This is a genomic window from Alicycliphilus sp. T452, from assembly GCF_054512775.1.
In genome coordinates this window covers 140530-161536 of record NZ_JBTNEH010000009.1, presented here as the reverse complement: position 1 = coordinate 161536, position 21007 = coordinate 140530, and the positions used below count along the sequence as shown (strand labels likewise).

Annotated in this window: 18 protein-coding genes and 1 riboswitch; of the genes, 8 read left to right on the top strand and 10 right to left on the bottom strand. The window is 68.7% G+C overall.

Features of this window, described 5'->3' with window-relative positions; genetic code table 11:
• Positions 1-7 precede the first annotated feature (7 nt).
• Positions 8-1015 (top strand): tRNA dihydrouridine synthase, encoded by a 1008-nt coding sequence (locus tag ACX12L_RS10600; protein ID WP_459262507.1) that lies wholly within the window; start codon positions 8-10, stop codon positions 1013-1015.
• On the opposite strand, the gene ACX12L_RS10595 is transcribed toward ACX12L_RS10600, so the two are convergent.
• The 8 genes from ACX12L_RS10595 to ACX12L_RS10560 form a co-directional block, all read right to left on the bottom strand.
• On the bottom strand, positions 975-2585 hold the full coding sequence (locus ACX12L_RS10595; RefSeq protein WP_459262506.1) for a phospholipase D family protein: 1611 nt from the start codon (positions 2583-2585) through the stop codon (positions 975-977). The two genes, ACX12L_RS10600 and ACX12L_RS10595, sit on opposite strands and share 41 nt — an antisense overlap.
• 23 nt (positions 2586-2608) lie before the next feature.
• Positions 2609-3721, bottom strand: coding sequence for a bifunctional diaminohydroxyphosphoribosylaminopyrimidine deaminase/5-amino-6-(5-phosphoribosylamino)uracil reductase RibD (gene ribD, locus ACX12L_RS10590; RefSeq protein WP_459262505.1), 1113 nt, complete (start codon positions 3719-3721; stop codon positions 2609-2611).
• 31 nt (positions 3722-3752) lie between these two features.
• Complete coding sequence (locus ACX12L_RS10585) at positions 3753-4181, bottom strand: type IV pilin protein (protein ID WP_459262504.1); 429 nt, start codon at positions 4179-4181, stop codon at positions 3753-3755.
• A 34-nt stretch (positions 4182-4215) separates the two neighbouring features.
• Complete coding sequence (locus ACX12L_RS10580) at positions 4216-7821, bottom strand: pilus assembly protein (RefSeq protein ID WP_459262503.1); 3606 nt, start codon at positions 7819-7821, stop codon at positions 4216-4218.
• A 52-nt stretch (positions 7822-7873) separates the two neighbouring features.
• On the bottom strand, positions 7874-8689 hold the full coding sequence (locus ACX12L_RS10575) for a pilus assembly PilX family protein (protein WP_459262502.1): 816 nt from the start codon (positions 8687-8689) through the stop codon (positions 7874-7876).
• Between the two features lie 926 nt (positions 8690-9615).
• Positions 9616-10230, bottom strand: coding sequence for a type IV pilus modification protein PilV (pilV, locus tag ACX12L_RS10570; protein WP_459262501.1), 615 nt, complete (start codon positions 10228-10230; stop codon positions 9616-9618).
• Positions 10231-10235: 5 nt separating this feature from the next.
• Positions 10236-10811 carry a GspH/FimT family pseudopilin gene (locus ACX12L_RS10565; protein WP_459262500.1) on the bottom strand — a complete coding sequence of 192 codons (576 nt, stop codon included), beginning with the start codon at positions 10809-10811 and terminating at the stop codon, positions 10236-10238.
• Positions 10812-10827: 16 nt separating this feature from the next.
• Entirely contained in the window at positions 10828-11388 is a 561-nt protein-coding gene (locus ACX12L_RS10560) for a GspH/FimT family pseudopilin (protein ID WP_459262499.1), read from the bottom strand.
• A gap of 117 nt (positions 11389-11505) precedes the next feature.
• On the opposite strand from ACX12L_RS10560, the gene cbiB reads away from it, so the two are divergent.
• From cbiB to ACX12L_RS10530, 6 genes are all read left to right on the top strand, one after another.
• On the top strand, positions 11506-12480 hold the full coding sequence (cbiB, locus tag ACX12L_RS10555; protein ID WP_459262498.1) for an adenosylcobinamide-phosphate synthase CbiB: 975 nt from the start codon (positions 11506-11508) through the stop codon (positions 12478-12480).
• On the top strand, positions 12473-13468 hold the full coding sequence (locus ACX12L_RS10550; protein ID WP_459262497.1) for an aminotransferase class I/II-fold pyridoxal phosphate-dependent enzyme: 996 nt from the start codon (positions 12473-12475) through the stop codon (positions 13466-13468). The genes cbiB and ACX12L_RS10550 overlap by 8 nt, the downstream gene beginning before the upstream one ends.
• Positions 13465-14955 (top strand): cobyric acid synthase, encoded by a 1491-nt coding sequence (locus ACX12L_RS10545; protein WP_459262496.1) that lies wholly within the window; start codon positions 13465-13467, stop codon positions 14953-14955. Before ACX12L_RS10550 ends, ACX12L_RS10545 begins: the two co-directional genes overlap by 4 nt.
• 21 nt (positions 14956-14976) lie before the next feature.
• Positions 14977-15169: riboswitch (cobalamin riboswitch) on the top strand.
• A 48-nt stretch (positions 15170-15217) separates the two neighbouring features.
• The gene (bluB, locus tag ACX12L_RS10540; RefSeq protein WP_459262495.1) at positions 15218-15979 is read left to right on the top strand and encodes a 5,6-dimethylbenzimidazole synthase; all 762 of its coding nucleotides are present in this window, start codon (positions 15218-15220) and stop codon (positions 15977-15979) included.
• A gap of 84 nt (positions 15980-16063) precedes the next feature.
• Positions 16064-17125, top strand: coding sequence for a nicotinate-nucleotide--dimethylbenzimidazole phosphoribosyltransferase (gene cobT / locus ACX12L_RS10535; protein WP_459262494.1), 1062 nt, complete (start codon positions 16064-16066; stop codon positions 17123-17125).
• Between the two features lie 95 nt (positions 17126-17220).
• Positions 17221-17724, top strand: a complete 504-nt coding sequence (locus ACX12L_RS10530; RefSeq protein WP_459262493.1) for a macro domain-containing protein — start codon at positions 17221-17223, stop codon at positions 17722-17724.
• 91 nt (positions 17725-17815) lie between these two features.
• On the opposite strand, the gene nth is transcribed toward ACX12L_RS10530, so the two are convergent.
• On the bottom strand, positions 17816-18454 hold the full coding sequence (nth, locus tag ACX12L_RS10525; protein WP_459262492.1) for an endonuclease III: 639 nt from the start codon (positions 18452-18454) through the stop codon (positions 17816-17818).
• Positions 18451-19404 carry a LysR family transcriptional regulator gene (locus ACX12L_RS10520; protein ID WP_459262491.1) on the bottom strand — a complete coding sequence of 318 codons (954 nt, stop codon included), beginning with the start codon at positions 19402-19404 and terminating at the stop codon, positions 18451-18453. Before ACX12L_RS10520 ends, nth begins: the two co-directional genes overlap by 4 nt.
• A gap of 110 nt (positions 19405-19514) precedes the next feature.
• Here ACX12L_RS10520 and ACX12L_RS10515 point away from each other — a divergent pair, with 110 nt between their 5' ends.
• On the top strand, positions 19515-20978 hold the full coding sequence (locus ACX12L_RS10515) for an amidase (RefSeq protein ID WP_459262490.1): 1464 nt from the start codon (positions 19515-19517) through the stop codon (positions 20976-20978).
• Positions 20979-21007 lie beyond the last annotated feature (29 nt).

The following is a 21007-nucleotide window of genomic DNA, read 5'->3' as shown; positions in this document are numbered from 1 at the left end:
GGTCAAAATGAGTACCAAAGTACCAGTCCACAAGCCCCTGCTGCTCGCCCCCATGGAGGGGCTGCTGGACTTCGTGCTGCGCGACGTGCTGACGCGCGTGGGCCGCGTGGACCGGTGCGTGTCCGAGTTCATCCGCGTCACGGGCAGCCTGCTGCCCGACAAGGTGTTCATGCGCTATCTCCCCGAGCTCAGGAACGGCGGGCGCACGCTGGCCGGCGTGCCCGTGCGCGCCCAGCTGCTGGGCTCCGACCCGGTCAGCATGGCCGAGAACGCCGCCCGCCTGGCGGCCCTGGGCCCCGAGGGCATAGACCTGAACTTCGGCTGCCCGGCCAGGACCGTGAACCGCCACGGCGGCGGCGCGGCCCTGCTGCGCGAGCCCGAGGCCATCGCCGCCGTGGTGGCCGCCGTGCGCCGCGCCGTGCCCGCGCACCTGCCCGTGTCGGCCAAGATGCGCCTGGGCTACGACGACGCCGGCCGCGCGCGCGAATGCGCCCAGGCCATGGAGCAGGGCGGCGCGTGCGAGCTGGTGGTGCACGCGCGCACCAAGGCCGACGGCTACCGCCCGCCCGCGTACTGGGAGCGGATCCCCGCGATCCGCGAGGCGGTGGGCATTCCCGTGGTGGCCAACGGCGAGATCTGGACCGTGGCCGACGCGCTGCGCTGCCGCGGCGTATCGGGCTGCGACGCGCTCATGCTCGGCCGCGGCATGGTGGCCGACCCGGGGCTGGCGCTGGCCATCCGCGCGCAGGACGCGGGGCAGGGCGCCTTTGCCCTGCCCTGGGCGGCCCTGCTGCCGCAGCTGGCGCGCTTCTGGCAGCTGGTGTGCGAAGACCTGGAGCCGCGCCAGCGTGCCGGCCGGCTCAAGCAATGGCTGAACCTGCTGCGCCGGCGCTACCCCGAGGCCCAGCAGGCCTTCGACGAGGTGCGCGTGATGACCGAGCAGCGCGCCATCGGCGCCTGGGTGGCGCGGGCCGCTACAGCAGGTGGTCGGGCGCCAGCGGGCCCAGCAGCCTGAGCAGCAGGCGCAGGCCCAGGCTGCTGTCGGGGTCGGTGTGGGCGTCCTGCAGGCCGCTGCCCTCGGGCGGGTGCCACACCAGCCGGCCGTCCTCCTGTCGCTCCAGGCGCCAGGCGCCCTGGCGCATCGCCGCGTCGATCTGCCCGGCCGCCTCGGCGGCCAGCCTGCGGCTGCGGATCAGCAGGGCGATCTCGGTGTTCTGCAACTGTGAGCGCAGGTCCAGGTTCATCGAGCCCACGACCAGCAGCCTGCCGTCCACCACCATGACCTTGGAGTGCAGCATCGCGCGCGACGCGCCGGCCGCGCCGCCGGAGCTGCCCAGGGCCGAGCGCAGGCCAGCCTGCTCGCTGCGCAGCTCGTAGAGCTCCACGCCCATGGCCAGCAGGGCCTCGCGGTGGCGCGCGTAGCCCACGTGGGCGATGGGCGCGTCGTTGGAGGCCAGCGAGTTGGTCAGCACGCGCACGCGCACGCCGCGCGCGCGTGCCGCCGCAAAGGCGCGCAGCATGTCGTCGCCCGGCACGAAGTAGGGCGAGATGACGAGCAGCTCGCGCTGCGTGCCCGCCATGAGGTCGAGCAGGCCGTCGACCACCGTGTCGCCGAACTCCTGCGTTTCGTCGCCGTCCAGCGGGATCTTGGCGGGCTTGTCCGCCAGCATCGCGGCCGGCGCCCAGGTGAACTGCGCGGTGCGCAGGTCCATGGGCTGCGAGTCCCATGCATGGGCCGGCCGCCCCTGCGCGGGCGCGTCCGCCACGGGCGAGCCATTCCCTTCGGGCTGCACCTGCGCGCGCAGGCGCTCCAGCTCCTCGCGGGTGATGAGCGACTGCACGGGGTAGGCGCGCGGGTTGTTCCAGTAGCTGTCGAAGCTGCGCGACATGTCGGCCACGATGGGGCCGGCGGCCAGCACGTCGAGATCGACGAAGTTCTCGGCCTGCGACCTGCCGAAGTAGGCATCGCCCAGGTTGCGCCCGCCCGTCACGCCCATCGTGTTGTCGGCAATGAACAGCTTGTTGTGCATGCGCTGCTGCACGCGCGAGAAGTCGGCGAGCGACCCCCACAGCCGCCCCAGGGCGGAGGCGCGCGGGCCCGCCACGGGGTTGAACATGCGCATCTCGACGTTCGGCACGAACGCCATGCCCATGACCAGGGCGTTGCGCCCCGTGCTGTGGAAATCGTCCAGCAGTATGCGCACCCGCACCCCGCGCCGCGCGGCCGCCGCCACGCCGCGCAGCAGGCGCGCGGAGCTCTCGTCGGCATGGATCGCGTAGTACTGCAGGTCCAGCGTCTTCTGCGCCGCCTGCACCAGGGCCAGCCGGCTGCCGTAGGCCTCCTGCGGGCCGCTCAGCAGCATGAAGCCCGAGGCGTAGCGGGAGCCTGCCGCCTGGCGGCGCTCCTGCACCAGTTGCGCCAGCGCCGTGGGCTGCGCCGCGACATCGAGGGCAGTGGAGACGGGCCTGTCCACCTCCTTGGGCAGGCCGGCGCAGCCCGCGCAGAGCAGCGCCAGCCACGCGATGGCACACCAGCGCCGCGGGGCGCGTGCGGCGGGGCTGGGAAGCGTGGTTGCTGCGGGCATGGGTGGCGTGGCGGCTCGTGCCGTCAGAAATCGGCCCGTCCCGCCACGCGGGCGATCAGCCGCAGGTCCGGGCCCAGCTGCTGCATGCCGTGGAACTCCATGCGCACGCCATCGGCCAGGGCCTGCAGCGGCCCCCAGCTCGCCAGTCCATGCGCGCCGCTGCCCAGCAGCAGGGGCGCCAGGTACAGCAGCAGCTCATCGACCAGCCCCTCGCGCAGGAACGAGCCGTTGAGCTTGTGGCCCGCCTCCAGGTGCAGTTCGTTCACGCCGTTCGCGCCCAAGTCGCGCAGCATGGCGGGCAGGTCCACCTTGCCGCGCGCATTGGGCAGCACGATGACCGTGGCGCCGCGCGCCCGCAACGCCTGCGCCCGGTCGGGGTGGCCGTCGGCGGCGTAGATGAAAACGCGCCGCCCGGGCACGTCGAACAGGCGCGCGCCGGGCGGCGTCTGCAGCCGGCTGTCCACGACCACCAGATGCGGCTGGCGCGGCGTGGCCAACTCGCGCACGTTCAGAAGCGGGTCGTCCTCCAGCACCGTGCCGATGCCGGTCAGCACCGCGCAGGCGCGCGCGCGCCAGGCATGGCCGTCCGCGCGCGCGGCGGGCGCGGTGATCCACTGGCTGGCGCCGTTGGCCAGCGCCGTCACGCCGTCGAGCGAGGCCGCGGCCTTCATGCGCACCCAGGGCATGCCGCGCACCATGCGGCTGAAGAAGCCGATGTTGAGTTCGCGCGACTGCTGCGCGCCCGGCCCCACCTGCACGTCGATGCCCGCCGCCCGCAGCCGCGCGAAGCCTTGCCCGCCCACCAGGGGGTTCGGGTCCTCGATGGACGCCACCACGCGCCCTATGCCGGCCTGTATCAGCGCGTCGCAGCACGGCCCCGTGCGCCCCTGGTGCGCGCAGGGCTCCAGCGTCACGTAGGCCGTCGCGCCGCGCACGTCATTGCCGCGGGCCGCCGCGTCGCGCAGCGCCACCACCTCGGCATGCGGGCCGCCGGCCTGCTGGGTGAAGCCCTGGCCCAGAACCGTGCCATCGCTGGCCGCAATGACGCAGCCCACGCGCGGATTGGGGTTGGAAAGAAAAAGCGCCTGGGCGGCGAGCCCAAGCGCTTGGGTGGTGAAGGGGTGAGGGTCTGTCATGGCGCTTGCGATGGTAGCGCCCTATGCCCGCTTACTTGCCCCAGCAGTCGGCAGTCGTCGTGCCGGTGCCGAGGTTGTCGTTGCCTCGCGTCCCGGTGTTCATCAGAGTGTAGTCACCGCATTTGTCGCCGGTCTGGGCGCCCTTGCGCGTGGCGATGAGGGTATAGGCGGATGTGGTGGCCGCGCCTTTGAAACCAATGGTGTAGCGCTTGCTCGTGTCGGCTGACCATGTGAGCGCGGCGGGCAGCGTTGTGGGGTAAACGCCTGTGGCGGTGGCCGCGCGCTCCAGCCATTGCTGCGCTTGCAGCAGCCCGGCGCGTGCATCGGCACGGTGCCCGCGCCGCACGTACTCGGTGTAGCTGGGGTAGGCAATGGCTGAGAGGATGCCCACGACGGCCACCACGATCATCATCTCGATGAGGGTGAAGCCGCGGGCGTGTCGTGGTGGGGGGCGATGCATAAGGCTTCCTGTCATGTGCAGTGTGGTCTTTCCATTATTTCAATTGCCGCCAGCCCGGCCGCAGCATCAGCTCGGGCAGCTTGGCCAGCTTGTCCGTCTTGCCATCGTTACCCTGGCGAATCTGCTTGTCTTTGGTGCCGAACCGCAGTTCCTTGCTCGATGCCGTCATGCGTGCATAGCCCCCATCGTCCGCGGCTTTGTATAAACCATCGCCATTCACATCCATGATGGGGGGCTTGGCAGGCGAACCCGAGGCAATGTTGATGAGCGTGCGGAATGGCTTGGCAGCCTGGGGCTGGGGTGCGCAGACTTCCTCGCCGCTGGCCGTGGCACTGCCGGAGGCCGGCTTCTCGCTGATGATCTCCAGGATGTTGCCGCCGTCGTAGAAGTCGAAGCTCGTGGTCACGCGCTCGCCGGCCACCGGCAGATCCATGTACCAGCCTTTCTTGGCCGTGCAACTGCCGGTGACGCCTTCGCAAGAGTAGACGACCTCCGTGCTGGAGAGCTTCCAGAACGAGCGGCCCGCACTGGCGCCGGCGCCAGCGGTGCCGCTGCCCGTGCCACCGGTGACGGATTCCGCTTGCAGATCGCTGCGCCCACTCACGGTGGCCGGGGTGGGGCTGGAAGTTTTCACCTTGACCTTGCCTTTGTTGCTACCCGTGTCTTCGATTTCATAGCGGGTATTGTCCAGAACGGAATACACCGTTTGCACGGACGTGTCGGCGCGGTCGTTTTCGGTCAGGTTCTGGCCGGTTCCGAAGGCCACCATCAGACCTCCGACGGTGCGATTGGGGCGCAGCACGGGAGGCGCGGTGATGGGCTGCCGGCTGGAACTGCCGGTGCCGCTTGAATAGATCGCCGTGAACAGAGGGCTGCTATTGAACGCCACCTTCCAATCGGTGGCAGAGCTGCTGGAAATATCGAACTTCCACATATTGCCGCGCAGATCGCCGGCATAGACGAAGTCCGGCGTGCCGTCGCCATTCACGTCCAGGAACTGGGGTGTGGAGAGCCCGTTGCCCACTGCCTCGCTGGCGTTCACTGCCGGCGTGGCATCCTTGTCGGCCGCGATGATCTTCTTGAGCGACTTGTCGCCGTCCAGGTATTGGATCAGCAGCACAGGGCGTTCGTTGGCGCTGTTGTAGCCGTTGCCTGTGACGAGCGCCCAGCGCCCATCGTTGGTGCGCGTGATTTGCAGGGCGCGCTGCTGGTTGCTTTCGGCCACTACGGGGTTTCCGAAAATATGGCCGATGTCGGGATCGGCATTCGGGTCCGCGGGCTTGCTGGGGGGGACGGCATCGCTTGCGGGGGCGGCGGTCTTGTCCATCACCACCAGGTTCGGCGCATTGGTTTCCGAGAAGTTGGTGGTCGGAGCGGACGTGCCCGTGAAGGAAGGGTCTGCGCCCGGCTGGGTCACGTCCAGCACGAAATAGCCACGCCCGCCTGCACCCAGCGTGCCGACGAGGTAGGTGTGCCAATCGGCTGTGGCGGTGCCTATGTCGATGTCGCCCGAGAAAGACGAACCATCCACATAGTACTTATGGGTGTAGTTCGTATCGGCGAGCGCGGCCAGGTTCTGCACCACGCCATGGGGGATGTAGGCGATTTTCTCCGTGCCATCCTTGGCGGAAAAGCCATGCAGCATGCCATCGTTGCCGCCCACGTACAGCATGGGCAGACGGCCGCGGTGGGTGCCGGCAAACGATTTGTAGCTGGAAACGATGTACCCATTGGCCGGGGCGCCCACGTACCAGATGGCTGAATTGACGATATCGCCCTGGCGGCTTTTCCGGTTGCGGAACTCGCCGCCGGATTGGCTGGCTTCCTTGGTGCGGTCGCCGCGAATGAAGTTGAGCCGGTTTTCGCCTTTGCCATCCCCTGCGATGGCCGTGGCGATCTGGGCGGCCGTACCTGTGCCTATCTCCCCTTTATTGAGCCACATGCGTTGCGATGCCCCCGTCGTGGAATCGGTCAGGTTGGCCCATTTGAAGGAAACCCCTTGGGGGGTGGCGCTGTATTTATCGTAGGTCAGTATCAGCCGGTTGTTGAGGTTTGCTGCAGGGATCGCATCGAGCTTGTCGGCGGTGGATGAGTTCTTGCCGGTACTCGCATTCGTGCCCCAATCCGGGTTGGGACTGGTGCTGCCCGAGGTGGAAATGGAGTCGGACGTCACATAGCCATACCAGCGGTTGTCATTGGAATTTGCATCGTCGGCGGCGGTATAGCTGGTCTGGTAAGACTGGGTGCCCACGCGGCTTACCGAGCCGGATGCGGAGGTAAAACCGGTGATGGGTGCCGTGGTATCGACGATGATATCGTCGAAAATGTCTGAGAAAACGCTGGTTAAATCCCCGCCGGAGACTGGATAGAATTTTCCCCGGCTGTTGATGGCCATATGCCACATTTCCTGTGGGCGATAGTTGTCGTAGTACGAATCGGCGGCCGTGGATGTGGGGTCATCCCAGGTGGTCTTGCCTGTAATCAGATCAGAAAAACCGGAGCTGTACATGCCGTACGTGCCGCCTGTAAATTGAGGTGACGTGTCAACCAATTTTTTTAGATTACTGGCGGCAGAGCCGTAGCCAATGGTGTACTGAATCAGGTGCTGCCATGTGGCGGGATTATTTTTCGGGTTCCAATACTCGTCAATGGTTACGGATTTTTGCGAGCCATTGGTAAGCGTGGATGTGAAGGTCTCCTGGCCTGATTTTCTTATCTTCTTGATGACTCCATCCGATATGCCTGGCTGCAAATCCGTTGCCCAATGATAAAATGCCATATCGGCCAAGGTGGGGTATGCGTAGTCGATTTTGTCGCTTTTGTTGTTTATGACTCTATTGCCGCCATAGTCATCCCTGTAAATTTGGGTTTGCGCGTTGGTGCTTGTGACGGTGTAATTGGTGCTGTCGGGGAAGGTTGCAGCCTTTCCATCGGCATTTTGCATTGCCTGGGCCAACGGATCGGTGGCTTTTATTTTGGTATTGAACGAAAATCCATCTGCGGCCCCGGCCTTGCTGGGCGGATTGGATGGGTAATAAGTGGCGGGGGTGCTGTAATTCCAGCCGCCATCAGTCAGGAAGATGTGATAGGCTCGCCGGCAGGTCAATGGGTTGTTGTCCGTTGTTCCTGGGTCGGTATTCCATGGGCTGTTGCTGCCTGTGGTTTTTAGATATTCTCCGGCATTCCAGACGACCATATGAGATGGTGTATTGGTTGTGCCGGGGGATGTGCCTGTCTTAAGTTTGGATACCCACGTTCCAAAATCGGTTTTGTGGGTGCCGGAGAATTTGCCAATGGCATTCTTTCCGTCGCAATTTCCGTTATTCGATGGGATGTCGTTGCAGGTAAAAGACTGCCACGCCAGCCGCAATTGATCGTCATATTTCGAACTATTGACCAGTGTTCCCTGGAGTCCTTCTATCACATAGGCGAGGCGGCTCTTGCTCTGCCCTGAGTCCGTGGTCCCCATGCTTCCTGAGGTATCAACGGTCAGGATGACGTTGGGAATCGGTGCTTTATACGCCGTGCCGGCGGGGTATTGCGCAAGAATTAATGGCGCTGCCCATGTGAACCCCGGCGCACCAATGGCGGCGATAAAAATGGCGAGGGCGGTGCGTTGCGGGTGATGAGCGATTCGCATGGCAAGACTCCAGTGCAGAAAATCGAAATGAATCGAGAAAGTATTGCAGCGGCTATTCAGCGACCTGCAGCGAAAGAGTGGATTGCAAAACGACTTCGCTGCCTGGCTTGTTGCCACGGGCCAGGGCGGTAATGCGGTAGACGAAGAGTTTCTTGCGCGTCGGGGCAAAGCGCTCGACGTTGGAGCCAGGGGGCATGCTGGCCAGCAGCGATACGTTCGGGTCCACGTAGGGCATCACTTCCACCCAATACCACGCGCCCTTGCCGGCGCTTTTGTCGGCCAGGATGGGGTTGGCTGTCGCTTCGGCACTGGCGCCGGTGAATTGGCCATAGCGTGCGCCTACGCCATCGGCGATCATGGCGCTCAGGGTGGTGCTGTCGTTCCAGAAGTCCTGCGCGCCGGTGCGTTTTTGGCAAATGCCCTTGTAGCACTTGGTCGCGGGCTGGTTGGTTTCTATGGTGGACAGCAGGTTTTCCAGGTCTTTGGTTTCAATGTCGAAGTACACCTCGGCGCCGGCCGTGGGGGGAATGGGTGGCGTGGCGCTGTTGTCGCCAGCTTGTGGCGCAGGGCGGCAGAGATCGACATTGCCGGGCGTGGGGGTGCATGCCGCGCCATCGGGCTTGACGCCTCGGATGTCGAATTCCGCGTCTTGCAGCATGGCCTGGGCAGCCTCGAAGGCGCGGCGGTAGTCGGCGTCGTTGCCCACGAGGATTTCGTTGAACAGCGCGCTGCGCGCGGCCCACAGCGCCAGCAGCATGGACAGCATGACGAAAACGATGACGACGTACAGCGCTACGCCGCGCTGGCGCTGGCGCTGGCGCTGGCTGCGGAGCCTGGAGCGCGCTGGTGGGGTGGGGGTGGTTTGCATGGCGGCGGCTTTCCTATACCTGCCCTTGGCTTCGGATCTGGTAGACGTTGCGGAAGACCATCTTGAGACGGTCGCCATAGGAGGTGTCGGAGCCGCTGCAATTCTTGTATGTGGCGCCTGGCGTGGAGACCGGCTCGGTGCCCGTGAGTTCGAGGCACACCTCTATCGCATAGATGTTGTTCCAGTTGCTGGGGAGCGGGCTGGAAGGGAGGTATTTCAGGGTGGTGGTGCCGGGAGCCTGCTCTACGTAGCGCACCCGCATGTCGGTGACGTTGCCGATGATGGCCTGCTTGCCACTGCTGCCGGCGCTGGTGCACACCAGTTCGTTTTTGGTGGTGTCGAGTTCGAATTTGCTGGTGAGCACGGGTGTGGCGCCCAGGCTGCCGCTGGCGGCGAGCGCGGGGTTCTGCCCCAGGCAGTCGCGCAGCAGGGAGGTGTCGGATGCCGCCACGGTGGCTTCGGTGTAGTTCTGGTAGCCCATGGTGAAGCTCAGGGGTGTGGCACTGCCGGCCAGGGTGCTGGACGCGCGGACGAAGGGAGGGCGTGCGCCGGTGGGGTCGGGCGCATCGAAGGCTACGGGGCTCATGGCGGGATTGGTGCCTGAGGCGGGGGTGAGCACGATGCTGGGGTTGAGGTTCAATTCCATGCTGCCGGCCTGCCGGATCTGCTGGCCGATCACCCGGAAGGCATAGGCTGCCTGCTGCTGCATGGAAGTGGCTTCGGACACCGTGCCGGTGATGCCGCGCGATGTCATGAGCGCGCCCAGCGCCACGGCCACGACCAGCAGGCCGATGGCAATGCCGACCATGAGTTCGACCAGCGTCACGCCTTGCTGGCCAAAAGATGGATGGACGCGCCGTTGGCTGATTGCGTGGAAGGGGGCGACGGTCATGGTGGGGACGAGGTGGTGTTGCATGGGCGCGCGCTCAATTCGGGCAGTACAGGGCGCCGCCGCCCAGGCCCCAGGGGGTGCAGCGCTGGGTGGGCTGGATGTACTGCAGGTGGCAGGTGAGGCTGGCAGGGCAGTCCACGGCTGCGGCGGCGGAGTTCGTCCCGGCTACCGTCAGTGGGGCGGCCAGAGCGGTCTTGTCCGCGGCCGTGAAGCTCTGGCCGTTCTGGTTGTAGCGGTTCTCGTTCCATCCAATCAATACGCCCAATTGGCGCGGGCCGCCTTTGGGGATGAACACGATGGCCTGGCTGCCGGGCAGGGCGTCGCTCACGCTGGTGCGCCACTGCTTGATGTCGTAGGTGGCCAACTTGTCGGGCGCGCAGGCGGTGCTTGCGCAGTCGTCGCTGGATGCGGGTGTGGCGGTGTATGCGCTCAGGTTGCCCAGGGCATCGGGGTTGTTCTGCAGGCGTTCGCCCAGGTCTTCGATCAGCCGGATGGCCTGGGCGCGCCGCACGCCCGCCTGTGTGTCGGTGAGCGTGCGCATCTGCACGCCCAGGATGCCCAGGATGCCCAGGGCCATGACTACGATGGCGACCAGCGATTCGATCAGGGTGATGCCGCGCTGGCGGCGGCGTGGAGCGGTGGTTCTCATGACTTTCAGCCCGATGTGCATGGTGGGTCGGAGATGATGCGGATGCGCCCGCCCGAGGTCATGCACAGGCCGCGTGCGCCGGGGTGGGAGAGGTTCTTGTCCAGGGGGACGAGGCTGAAGCCGACGTAGGTGCCCGCCACCAGGCCCCAGCGGTTGAGCTTGATGCTGGCACCGCCGCCGGTGCGGGTGACCTGTACCCTGGCTGGCGCGTCCACGCGCTGCAGCACCGGCTCGGAGGCGCCGCAGCTGCCGTTGTCGTTGCTGTCTTCGCAGACATACCAGCCGCAGTCCCAATCGCTGGCGCCGGTGGCGCTGGTGCAGCCGTTGGTGTTGTTGCTGATTTTCTGTATGACGACCTTGCCGCCGCGCTTGATGGCTTCCGAGCGCGCAAAGTGCAGGGTGGACCGCAACTGCTCCGCGGCCTGGCGTACGCGCCAGCTTTCCAGCAAGGGCGTGAAGCCGGGGGCGGCCAGGGCGGCCAGCACGGCCAGGATGGCCACGGTGACCATGAGCTCGACAGTGGTGAAGCCCCCGGCGGTTGCCAGGCCGGCGTACAAGGCTGTTGTGGCTGCGGCGCGCATGGTGGAGCTCCCGGGGTCAGGTGGGGCAGGCGGTGTTGCTTTTGGTCTGGTGCACGCGCCCGCCGGAGCCGACGCACAGGTGCGAAGCATTGGGGGAGTCGGTTTTGGCACCCGGGTAGACGTGAAAGTCGATGGCCGTCGCTGCGCCAGGGGTGCTGCCGTGCGACAGCATGCCCCAGCGGTCCACGCTGATGGTGTCGTTATCGTTGTTGGCCAGGCTGATGCCGGTGGTGCTGGGGGCGGCGTACTGCTGGAGTTCGGTGGTGGTCGCGCCTTGCTTGAAGGTGACTTTCCAGCCGTTGGCCCAGCCTCCGGAGTTGGCCACTATGGTGATGCTGCCCCCGCGCTTGATGGCTTCGGAGCGGGCGTAGTAGATGGTCGATTGCAGCTCTTCAGCCGTGCCGCGCACGCGCCAGCGCTCCACGATGGGGGTGAAGCTGGGGGCCGCCAGGGCGGCCAGCACGGCCAGAATGGCCACGGTGACCATGAGCTCGATGGCCGTGAAGCCGCGCGTGGATGCGCCGTTGGGACGGCCCCGCCGCGCGCGCGAAAGGTAACGAACGTGCAGAGATTGCATGTTTTGATGCTAGCTGTAACAAAATGATCTGGCGCCAGCCGGCCGGATGAACGGCGCTTGGACAGGGACAGGCGGCGCGCGGGAGTGGCTTTCTTGCGTCACTGGTAGGCTCGCCGCATGTGGACCTGGATGTTTGACGCCGCCGTGCCGGCCGCTGCCCTGCTGCTGGCCCTGGCGATCGACCGCTGGTGGGGCGAGCCGCCAGCGGCCCTGCACCCCGTGGTGTGGATGGGGCGGGCGCTGGACGCGTGCGGTGCGCGCGTGGCGCCGGCGCGGGCCACGGGGCGTGATTTATGGTCTTTTTGGCTTGCAGCGCTTGCCTGGTGTGCGCTTGCAGCTATTGTTCTGGTAGTTTCTGGCGTGCTGCAATGGGCTGCCCTGGCCCATCTGCCCGCCTGGGGCGGGGCGCTGGTGCTGGGGCTGCTGCTCAAGCCCCTGCTGGCCTGGCGCATGCTGCGCGCCGAGGTGCTGGCGGTGGAGGCGGCGCTGGGCGAGTCGCTCGCGGCCGGGCGGGCGCGCCTGGCCTGGCTGGTGAGCCGCGACGTGCAGCGGCTCGACGACGCGCAGGTGCGCGAAAGCGCCATAGAAACGTTGGCCGAGAACCTGTGCGACTCGGTGGTGGCGCCTCTGTTCTGGTTCGTGCTGCTGGGCCTGCCGGGCGCGGCGCTGTACCGCTTCGCGAATACCGCCGACGCCATGTGGGGCTACCCTGGCATGCGCGGCGGGCGCTACTGGCAGTGGGCGGGCAAGTGGGCGGCGCGGGTGGACGATGCGCTGTCGTGGCTGCCGGCGCGGCTCACGGCCTGGCTGCTGTGGCTGGCGGCGCGTGGCGCCGTGCGCTGGCGCGATCTGCGCGTGCAGGCGCGCGCCACACCGTCGCCCAACGGCGGCTGGCCCATGGGCGCCATGGCGCTGGCGCTGGGCGTGCGGCTGTCCAAGCCCGGCGTGTATGCGCTCAACGCCACGGGCCGCGCGGCGCGGGCGGAGGACACGCGGCGCGCCACTGGTCTGGCACGAAAATCGATCGCAGCGCTTATTCCACTTGCGCTGGGAGCTCTTGTATTGATAGCTATAGTGCGCACCCATGTCTGAATCAGCCCCGCTGCATGGCGGCCCGGATGCGCTGGGCGTGCCGCTGCACGACTTTTCCACCAACGCCAATGCCTGCGGGCCCTGTCCGCAGGCGCTGCACGCGCTGCAGCACGCCGACAGGCGCCACTATCCCGACCCGGCCTATACCGCGCTGCGCGCGCGGCTGGCGGCACTGCATGGCGTGGCGGTGCCGCGCATCGTGATCGCGGCCAGCGCCAGCGAGTTCATCCACCGCATCAGCGCCCATGCCGCGCGCAGCGGCCTGCGCCATGCCGTGCTGCCCGCGCATGGCTATGGCGACTATGGGCGCGCGGCGCGGCTCTGGGGGCTCGATTGCGGCCCCGCCGCCGCGCCCGCGCTGCATTGGGCCTGCGAGCCGGCCAGCCCCTTGGGCACGGCCGATGCGGCCCTGGCGGCATGGACGCCAGCGGGGCCGGGCGATGGCGCGCTGCGCGTGCTGGACTGCGCCTATGCCCCGCTGCGCCTGGACGGCCGCGCCACGGCGCAGCCCGAAGCCGCCTGGCTGCTGTACTCGCCCAACAAGGCCCTGGGCCTGACGGGCGTGCGCGCGGCCTATGCCATCGCGCCAGCCGCCGCCGTGGCGGACGGCGGCGTGGCGGCCGTGCAGGCGCTGGCGCCCTCCTGGCCCGTGGGGGCGGACGGGGTGGCGCTGCTGGATGCCTGGACGCGGGAGGACGCGCAGCAGTGGCTGGCCCGGTCGCTGGCCACGCTGCGCGACTGGAAGACGGCCCAGCTGCGCCTGTGTGCCGGCCTGGGCTGGGCCGTGCTGCCGGGCAGCCTGGCCAACTTCTTCACGGCGCGCCCGCCGGCGGGCGACCTGCCGGGCGCGCTGCAGGCCTTGCGCGCCCAGGGCATCAAGCTGCGCGACTGCGCGTCGTTCGGCCTGCCCGGCCATGTGCGCCTGGGCGTGCTGGCGCCCGCCGCGCAGCAGGCGCTGGCCGCGGCGTGGCGACAATGCAGGGCATGAAGACCAAGACATTACCCGGCCCGGCGCGCTGCATCATGGTGCTGGGCACCAGCAGCGGCGCCGGCAAGAGCTGGCTGGCCACGGCGCTGTGCCGCCACTACAGCAACCAGGGCCTGAAGGTGGCGCCGTTCAAGGCGCAGAACATGAGCAACAACGCGCGCGTCGTCGCCACGCCCGCCGGGGGGCAGGGTGAGATCGGCAGCGCCCAGTATTTCCAGGCCCTGGCCGCGCGCGCCGTGCCGGACGTGCGCATGAACCCGCTGCTGCTCAAGCCCGAGGCCGACACGCACAGCCAGGTGGTGCTGCTGGGGCAGGTGAGCGAGCCGCTGTCGGCCATGCCCTGGCGCGGGCGCAGCGCGCGCGTGTGGCCGCAGATCGCCGCCGCGCTGGACGAACTGCGCGCCGGGAACGACGTGGTGGTCATCGAGGGCGCGGGCTCGCCGGCCGAGATCAACCTGCACGCCAGCGACATCGTGAACATGCGCGTGGCGCGGCACGCGGGCGCGCGCTGCCTGCTGGTGACCGACATCGACCGCGGCGGCGCCTTCGCGCACCTGTATGGCACCTGGGCACTGCTGCCCGAGGACGAGCGCGCGCTGATCCAGGGCTTCGTGCTGAACAAGTTCCGCGGCGACGCCAGCCTGCTCGCGCCCGCGCCGCAGCAGCTGCAGGAGCGCACCGGCGTGCCCACCGTGGCCACCATCCCCATGCGCTGGCAGCACGGCCTGCCAGAGGAGGACGGCGTGTTCGACGACCGCAGCACCACGCCTGGCGCCGTGCACACCACGGTGGCCGTCGTGGCCTACCCGCGCATCAGCAACCTCGACGAATTCCAGCCGCTCAAGAACGTGCCCGGCCTGCGCCTGCAATGGGTGCGCAGCCCGGCCGACGTCGCAGGGCTGCGGCCCGGCGACTGGATCGTGCTGCCCGGCTCCAAGGCCACGGCGGCCGACCTGGCCTGGCTGCGCGCGCAGGGGCTGGACGGCTCGATAGCCGCGCACGCGGCGCGGGGCGGCACCGTGCTCGGCGTGTGCGGCGGCCTGCAGATGCTGGGCGAGGCGCTGATCGACCCCGCCGGCATCGACGGCAACGCCCCCGGCCTGGGGCTGCTGCCGCTGGTCACCGTGTTCGAGCCCGCCAAAACCGTGCAGTGCACCAGCGCGGCCTTCGGGCCGCTGGCGGGCGCCTGGGCGCCGCTTTCGGGCGTGCGCGCCGCAGGCTACGAAATCCACCACGGCCAGACCGCCCAGCACCCGGCCATGGCCGCCAAGGGCGACGTGGCGCGCGAAGCCATGCCGGGCATCGCCTGGCAGAACCCGGCTGGCAACGTGCTCGGCGTGTACCTGCACGGCCTGTTCGAAGACCCGGCCGTGCTGAAGGCCCTCTTTGGCGCCCATGCTCCCACGCTCGACGCCGTGTTCGACGGGCTGGCCGATTGCATTGCCCGGCACATGGAGCCTGGCGTGCTGGACGCGCTGATCGCATAAGCGTTGCGCAGTGGGCGGCTGCTATCATCCCGCCCCTCAGGTGCCCAATGCCGCGATGGCAAAGGGAGAATCGGGAAGGCGGTGCGAATCCGCCGCGTGCCCAACGCTGTAAGGACGATGTCCCCCACGAAGTGCCACTGGCCGCCAAGGCCGGGAAGGCGTGGCGGGTCAGATGAATCCAAGCCAGAAGACCGGCCTGAACGTTCGTCATCGCGCTGCAAGGCCGGGCAGCGTGCTTCCTATTCAAGCACAGGGGACTGCCATGAATACCGCGCAGGCGCAAGCCACGCAGAGCGTTCACGCCTTCACGCAAGAGGCCCGTGACGCCATCTACCACACCATCTTTTCACGCCGCGACGTGCGCGGGCAGTTCCTGCCCACGCCGGTGCCCGACGAGGTGCTCAGCCGCATCCTCACCGCCGCGCACCATGCGCCCTCGGTGGGCTTCATGCAGCCCTGGAACTTCCTGGTGGTGCGGTCGCCCGAGACCAAGCGCCGCGTGCACGATGCCTTCGCCAAGGCGCATGCCGAAGCCGCCGGCATGTTCGAGGGCGGCAAGCGTGCGGCGTACCAAAAGCTCAAGCTCGAAGGCATCGTGGAGTCGCCCATCGGCATCTGCATCACCTGCGACCGTGAGCGCACCGGCCCCGTGGTGGTGGGCCGCACCCACATGAAGACCATGGACCTGTACAGCAGCGTCTGCGCCGTGCAGAACCTGTGGCTGGCCGCGCGCGCCGAAGGGCTGGGCGTGGGCTGGGTCAGCATCTTCCACCAGGCCGACCTGCAGCAGGCGCTGGGCATTCCCAAGGGCATCACCCCCATCGCCTACCTGTGCGTGGGCTACGTCAGCCACTTTCACGACAAGCCCGAGCTGGAAACCGCCGGCTGGCTGCCGCGCCTGCGCATGGAAGACCTCGTGTACTTCGAGCAATGGGGCCAGCGCGACGACCAGCAGCCGCTCCTCGCCCACTTGCGGCGCGACCAGGCGGCCGCGCAGCGCGCCCGCCACATCGCCCAAGCCTGATCTTGCCCGTAGCCAGGCGGCTACCCCACGCGCAGGCCCGCGCACGCGGGCCGCGCCGAACCCTCATCGAAAGTCGAGTACGTCATGAACGCCCCCCTGCCCACCCTTGCCGACCTCTGCGATCCGCAGCTCACCCAGGCCCTGCAGCACAAGCTGGACAACAAGACCAAGCCGCAGGGCTCGCTCAGCCGCCTGGAGCAACTCGCGCTGCGCATCGGCCAGATCCTGGGCACCGCATCGCCCCGGCTGGAGCAGCCCCAGATGGTTGTCTTTGCCGGCGACCACGGCCTGGCCGCGCGCGGTGTCTCGGCCTTCCCGAGCGACGTGACCTGGCAGATGGTGGAGAACTTCCTCGCCGGCGGCGCCGCCGTGAGCGTGCTGGCGCGCCAGCACGGCCTGGCGCTCACCGTGGTCGATTGCGGCGTGGCGCGCGACGTCGCCCCGCGCGAGGCCGCGCCCGGCCAGCCGCGCCTGCTGCTGCGCAAGGTGGCCCCCGGCACGCAGGACGCGAGCAGCGGCCCGGCCATGAGCGCCGGGCAGTGCGCCCAGGCGATCCAGCACGGCCTGGCGCTGGTGCGCGAGCTGCCGGGCAACGTGCTGTTGCTCGGCGACATGGGCATTGGCAACACCTCGGTGGCCTCGCTGCTGCTGGCACGCCTGTGCAGCCTGCCCATCGACGAATGCACGGGCGCGGGCACCGGGCTGGATGCGGCCGGCATCGAGCACAAGCGCGCCGTGCTGCAGCAGGCGCTGGACGCCAACGCAGCAGCCACCACGCCGCTCGAAGCCCTGGCCGCGCTCGGCGGCTACGAGGTGGCCACCATGGTGGGCGCCGTGCTGCAGGCCGCCGCCGAGCGCCGCGTGATTCTGGTGGACGGCTTCATCACCGGCGCCGCCGTGCTGGTGGCCGCGCGCCTGGCGCCCGCCGTGCTGCAGCGCTGCGTGTTCGCCCACCGCTCGGGCGAGCGCGGGCATGTGCGCATGCTGCAGGCGCTGCAGGCCGAGCCGCTGCTGGACCTGGGCCTGCGCCTGGGCGAGGGCTCGGGCGCCGCGCTGGCCTGGCCGCTGCTCGAATCGGCCTGCCGCGTGCTGCGCGAGATGGCGAGCTTCGAATCCGCCGGGGTGGCCGGGCCGAGCCAGCATTGACCTGCATCAATGTAACAAAACCGTAAACGCTTTAATGTTTCTTCGAAGTATGGGCAATAGGTATTACCCGTATTCATCACTGAAAGGAACAGCGAATGATCAAAGAAGTTACCGGCGATATCCTGCTCAGCAAGGCGGACCTGCTCGCACACGGCATTTCGGCCTATGACCCCTTCGACAGCGGCCTGGCCCTGGCGCTGCGCGAGCGCTGGCCCTCCCTGGTCAAGGATTACCGCCACGACACCCACTCCAAGGCCATCGGCACCGGCGAGGTGTGGGCGTGGGCGGGCGTGCAGGAAGGCGGCGGCGTGCGCCGCATCGTGAACCTGGTCACCCAGAACACCATGGGCCAGGGCCCCGCCGCCAAGCCGGGCAAGGCCAGCGTCGAGAACGTGCGCGCCGCCCTGCAGGGCCTGGCCAAGTTCATCCGGCAGGAGCAGATCGCCAGCGTGGCGCTGCCCCGCCTGGCCACCGGCGTGGGCGGCCTGGCGTGGGACGACGTCAAGCCCCTGATCACCCAGTACCTGGGCGAGCTGAACATCCCCGTGATCGTCTACAGCACCTACCGCAAGGACGTGCAGGCCGACGAAGGCCTGTGACCGCCCCGGAGCGCGCGGCCCCGGCCGCCGCGCTTCGTACCCGGGCCCGCCTTGGCGGGCCTTGTTTTTTGGGGCGCGGTGCCTCGGCTCCTCAGGGCGCCGGGGTTTTGGGCTGGTAGCCGCAGTACGGCGCCACCACGCATTCCCAGCAGCGCGGCTTGCGTGCCTGGCACACGTAGCGGCCCAGCAGGATGAGCCAGTGGTGCGCGTCCACCAGATACTGCGGCGGCACGCGCTCCAGCAGCCGCTTTTCCACTTCCAGCGGGTTCCTGCCGGGCGCCAGGCCCGTGCGGTTGCCCACGCGGAAGATGTGCGTGTCCACGGCCATCGTGGCCTCGCCGAAGGCCACGTTCAGCACCACGTTGGCCGTCTTGCGGCCCACGCCGGGCAGTTGCTCCAGCGCCTCGCGCGTGCGAGGCACCTGGCCGCCGTGGCGCTCCACGAGGATGCGGCAGGTCTGCATCAGGTGCCTGGCCTTGCTGCGGTACAGGCCGATGGTCTTGATGTAGCTCTCCAGCCCCTCCAGGCCCAGATCCAGCATGGCCTGCGGCGTGTTCGCCACCGGGAACAGCCGGCGCGTGGCCTTGTTCACGCCCACGTCGGTGGCCTGGGCCGAGAGCAGCACGGCCGTGAGCAGCTCGAACACGCTGGTGTATTCCAGCTCGGTGTTGGGCTGCGGGTTCGCGGCCTTGAGGGCGGCGAAGAAGGGTTCTATGTCTTCTGTCTTCATGGCGGGGTGTCGTTCTGCGGGTCGGGCGGGATTGTCGCCGCCCTCGGCGCGGGCAGCAGCGCGCGCAGGTGGTTCAGGAAGGCGTGCACGCCCTCGGGCAGCGTGCGGCCCGCGAGCGTCTGCAGTTCGATCGCGCGGCCGTTCACCGCGCGCTCGCGGATCTGCGCGGCATGCAGCTCGCCGCGGCGCACGCGCTCGCGCACCGTGACCTCGCCCGCGAGCGAGAGGCCGCCGCCGTGCAGCACGAAGTGCGTGAGCGCCTCGAACTGCCCGGTGACCAGCGCGGGCTCGAACACCAGGCGCCGCTGGCTGCACGCGATGTCGAAGAGCTGGCGCGCGGTGTTGTCGCCGTCGGGCAGCGCGATGGGGTAGGGGTGCATCTGCGCGAGCGTCACGCTCGCGTGGCGCGCCAGCGGGTGGTCGGGCCGCATGATGGCGATCACGGGCGAGACCTGGCGGTGCTGCACCTCGATGTCGCGCTCGGCCGCGCGGCTGTAGGTCAGGCCGATGTCGGCGTCGCCGTCCCGCACCGCCTGCGTCACCGCCGCGGGCGCGGCCGCGCGCATGTGGAACTGCATGCCGGGGTGCCCGGCGCGAAAGAGCGCCATGGCGCGCGGCAGGAACTCCACCGCGAAGCCGCCCGAGGCGCACACGCGGATCAGCCCGCGCCGCAGCCCGCGCAGCGCCTGGATGTCGGAGACCACGCGGTCGGCCTCCAGCGCGCCGCGCCGCGCGTGGGCGGCCAGCAGCTCGCCCGCGGCGCTGGGCACCATGCCGCGCGGGCGGCGCTCGAACAGCGGCAGGCCCAGCAGGTCTTCGAGCCCCGCCACCTGCCGGCTCACGGCCGAGGGCGAGACGCTCAGCCGCGCGGCGGCCTCGCTGACCGAGCCGCTGCGCACCACTTCGAGGAAGTAGCGCAGCGCGGTGTCTTGCAGGCGGTGGGAGATCATGGGTGGCCAGGTTTGCGAAAAACGCAACGATAAATCAAGAAATCGGCGATTGTTGAAAGCGGGGCGGCTGCGTATCCTGCCCCGTTCCGTCACGCGACCGAAAGATTTCCATGCCACAGCAACCCCAGTCCCCCGCCGCGGCCGGCATTGCCGGGATGAGCGCCGTGGCGCTGTCGCGCGCGATCCATGCGCGCGAAGTGTCCTGCGTGGAGGTGCTCGACGCCTGCTATGCGCAGATCGACCGGCTCAACCCCGTGGTCAACGCGCTCGTGGCGTTCGCCGACCGCGATGCCATGCGCCAGCTGGCGCGCGCGCTGGACGAGCGCCTCGCGCGCGGCGAAAGCCTGGGGCCGCTGCACGGCTTTCCGCAGGCGCCCAAGGACATCATGCCCGTGGCCGGCATGGTGACGACCAGGGGCTCGCCCCTCTTCACGGGCCAGGTCTCGCAGGCCGACTGCGTGGTGTTCGAGCGCATGCGCACCGGCGGTTGCCTGTTCGTGGCGCGCAGCAACTCGCCCGAATTCGGCCTGGGCGGCCACACCTACAACCCCGTCTACGGCACCACGCGCAACGCCTGGGACACCACGCGCTCGGCCGGCGGCAGCAGCGGCGGCGCGGCCGTGGCCGTGGCGCTTTCCATGCTGCCCGTGGCGGACGGCTCGGACATGATGGGCTCGCTGCGCACGCCGGCCGCGTTCAACAACGTCTACGGCCTGCGCACCTCGGTGGGCTGCGTGCCGCACGGGCCGGGCGAGGAGGTGTTCTTCCAGCAGTTCAGCGTGGCCGGGCCGATGGCGCGCGACGTGCCCGACCTGGCGCTGCTGCTCTCGGTGCAGGCGGGCTTCGACGACCGGCTGCCCCTCACGCGCCGCGGCGAGGGGCCGCGCGACTGGGGCGCGGCGCTGGTGCGCGACTTCCGTGGCGCGCGCATCGGCTGGCTGGGCGATTTGAAAGGGCACCTGCCCATGGAGCCGGACGTGCTAGACACCTGCCGCGCGGCGCTGCGTCACTTCACCGACATCGGCTGCACGGTGGACGATGCGCTGCCCGCGTTCGACTTCGAGAGCCTGTGGCGCGCCTGGCTCGACCTGCGCAGCTTCAGCGTGGCGGGCGCGAATGGCGCTCTCTATGAAGACCCGGAAAAGCGCGCGCTGCTCAAGCCCGAGGCGCTATGGGAAATAGAGCGCGGCCGCGCCCTCTGCGCCATGCGGGTGTACGACGCGGCGCGCGTGCGCTCGGCCTGGTACGAGGCGCTGCGCCGCCTGTTCGCCACGTATGACTTCCTCGTGCTGCCCGCCGCGCAGGTCTTCCCGTTCGACGCCGCGCTCGACTGGCCGCACGCCGTGGGCGGGCGCGAAATGGACACCTACCACCGCTGGATGCAGGCCGTGGTGCCCGCCACCATGGCCGGCCTGCCCGCGCTGGCCGCGCCCGCGGGCTTCGGCCCGCAGGGGCTGCCCGCGGGCCTGCAGATCATCGGCCCCGCCCAGGCCGACCTGGCCGTGCTGCAGATCGGCCACGCCTACGACCAGGCCAGCGGCTACGCGCGCCGGCGCAGCCCGCTGCTGGGCTGAACGGCTCATCCATCTACATAAAAGGAGAC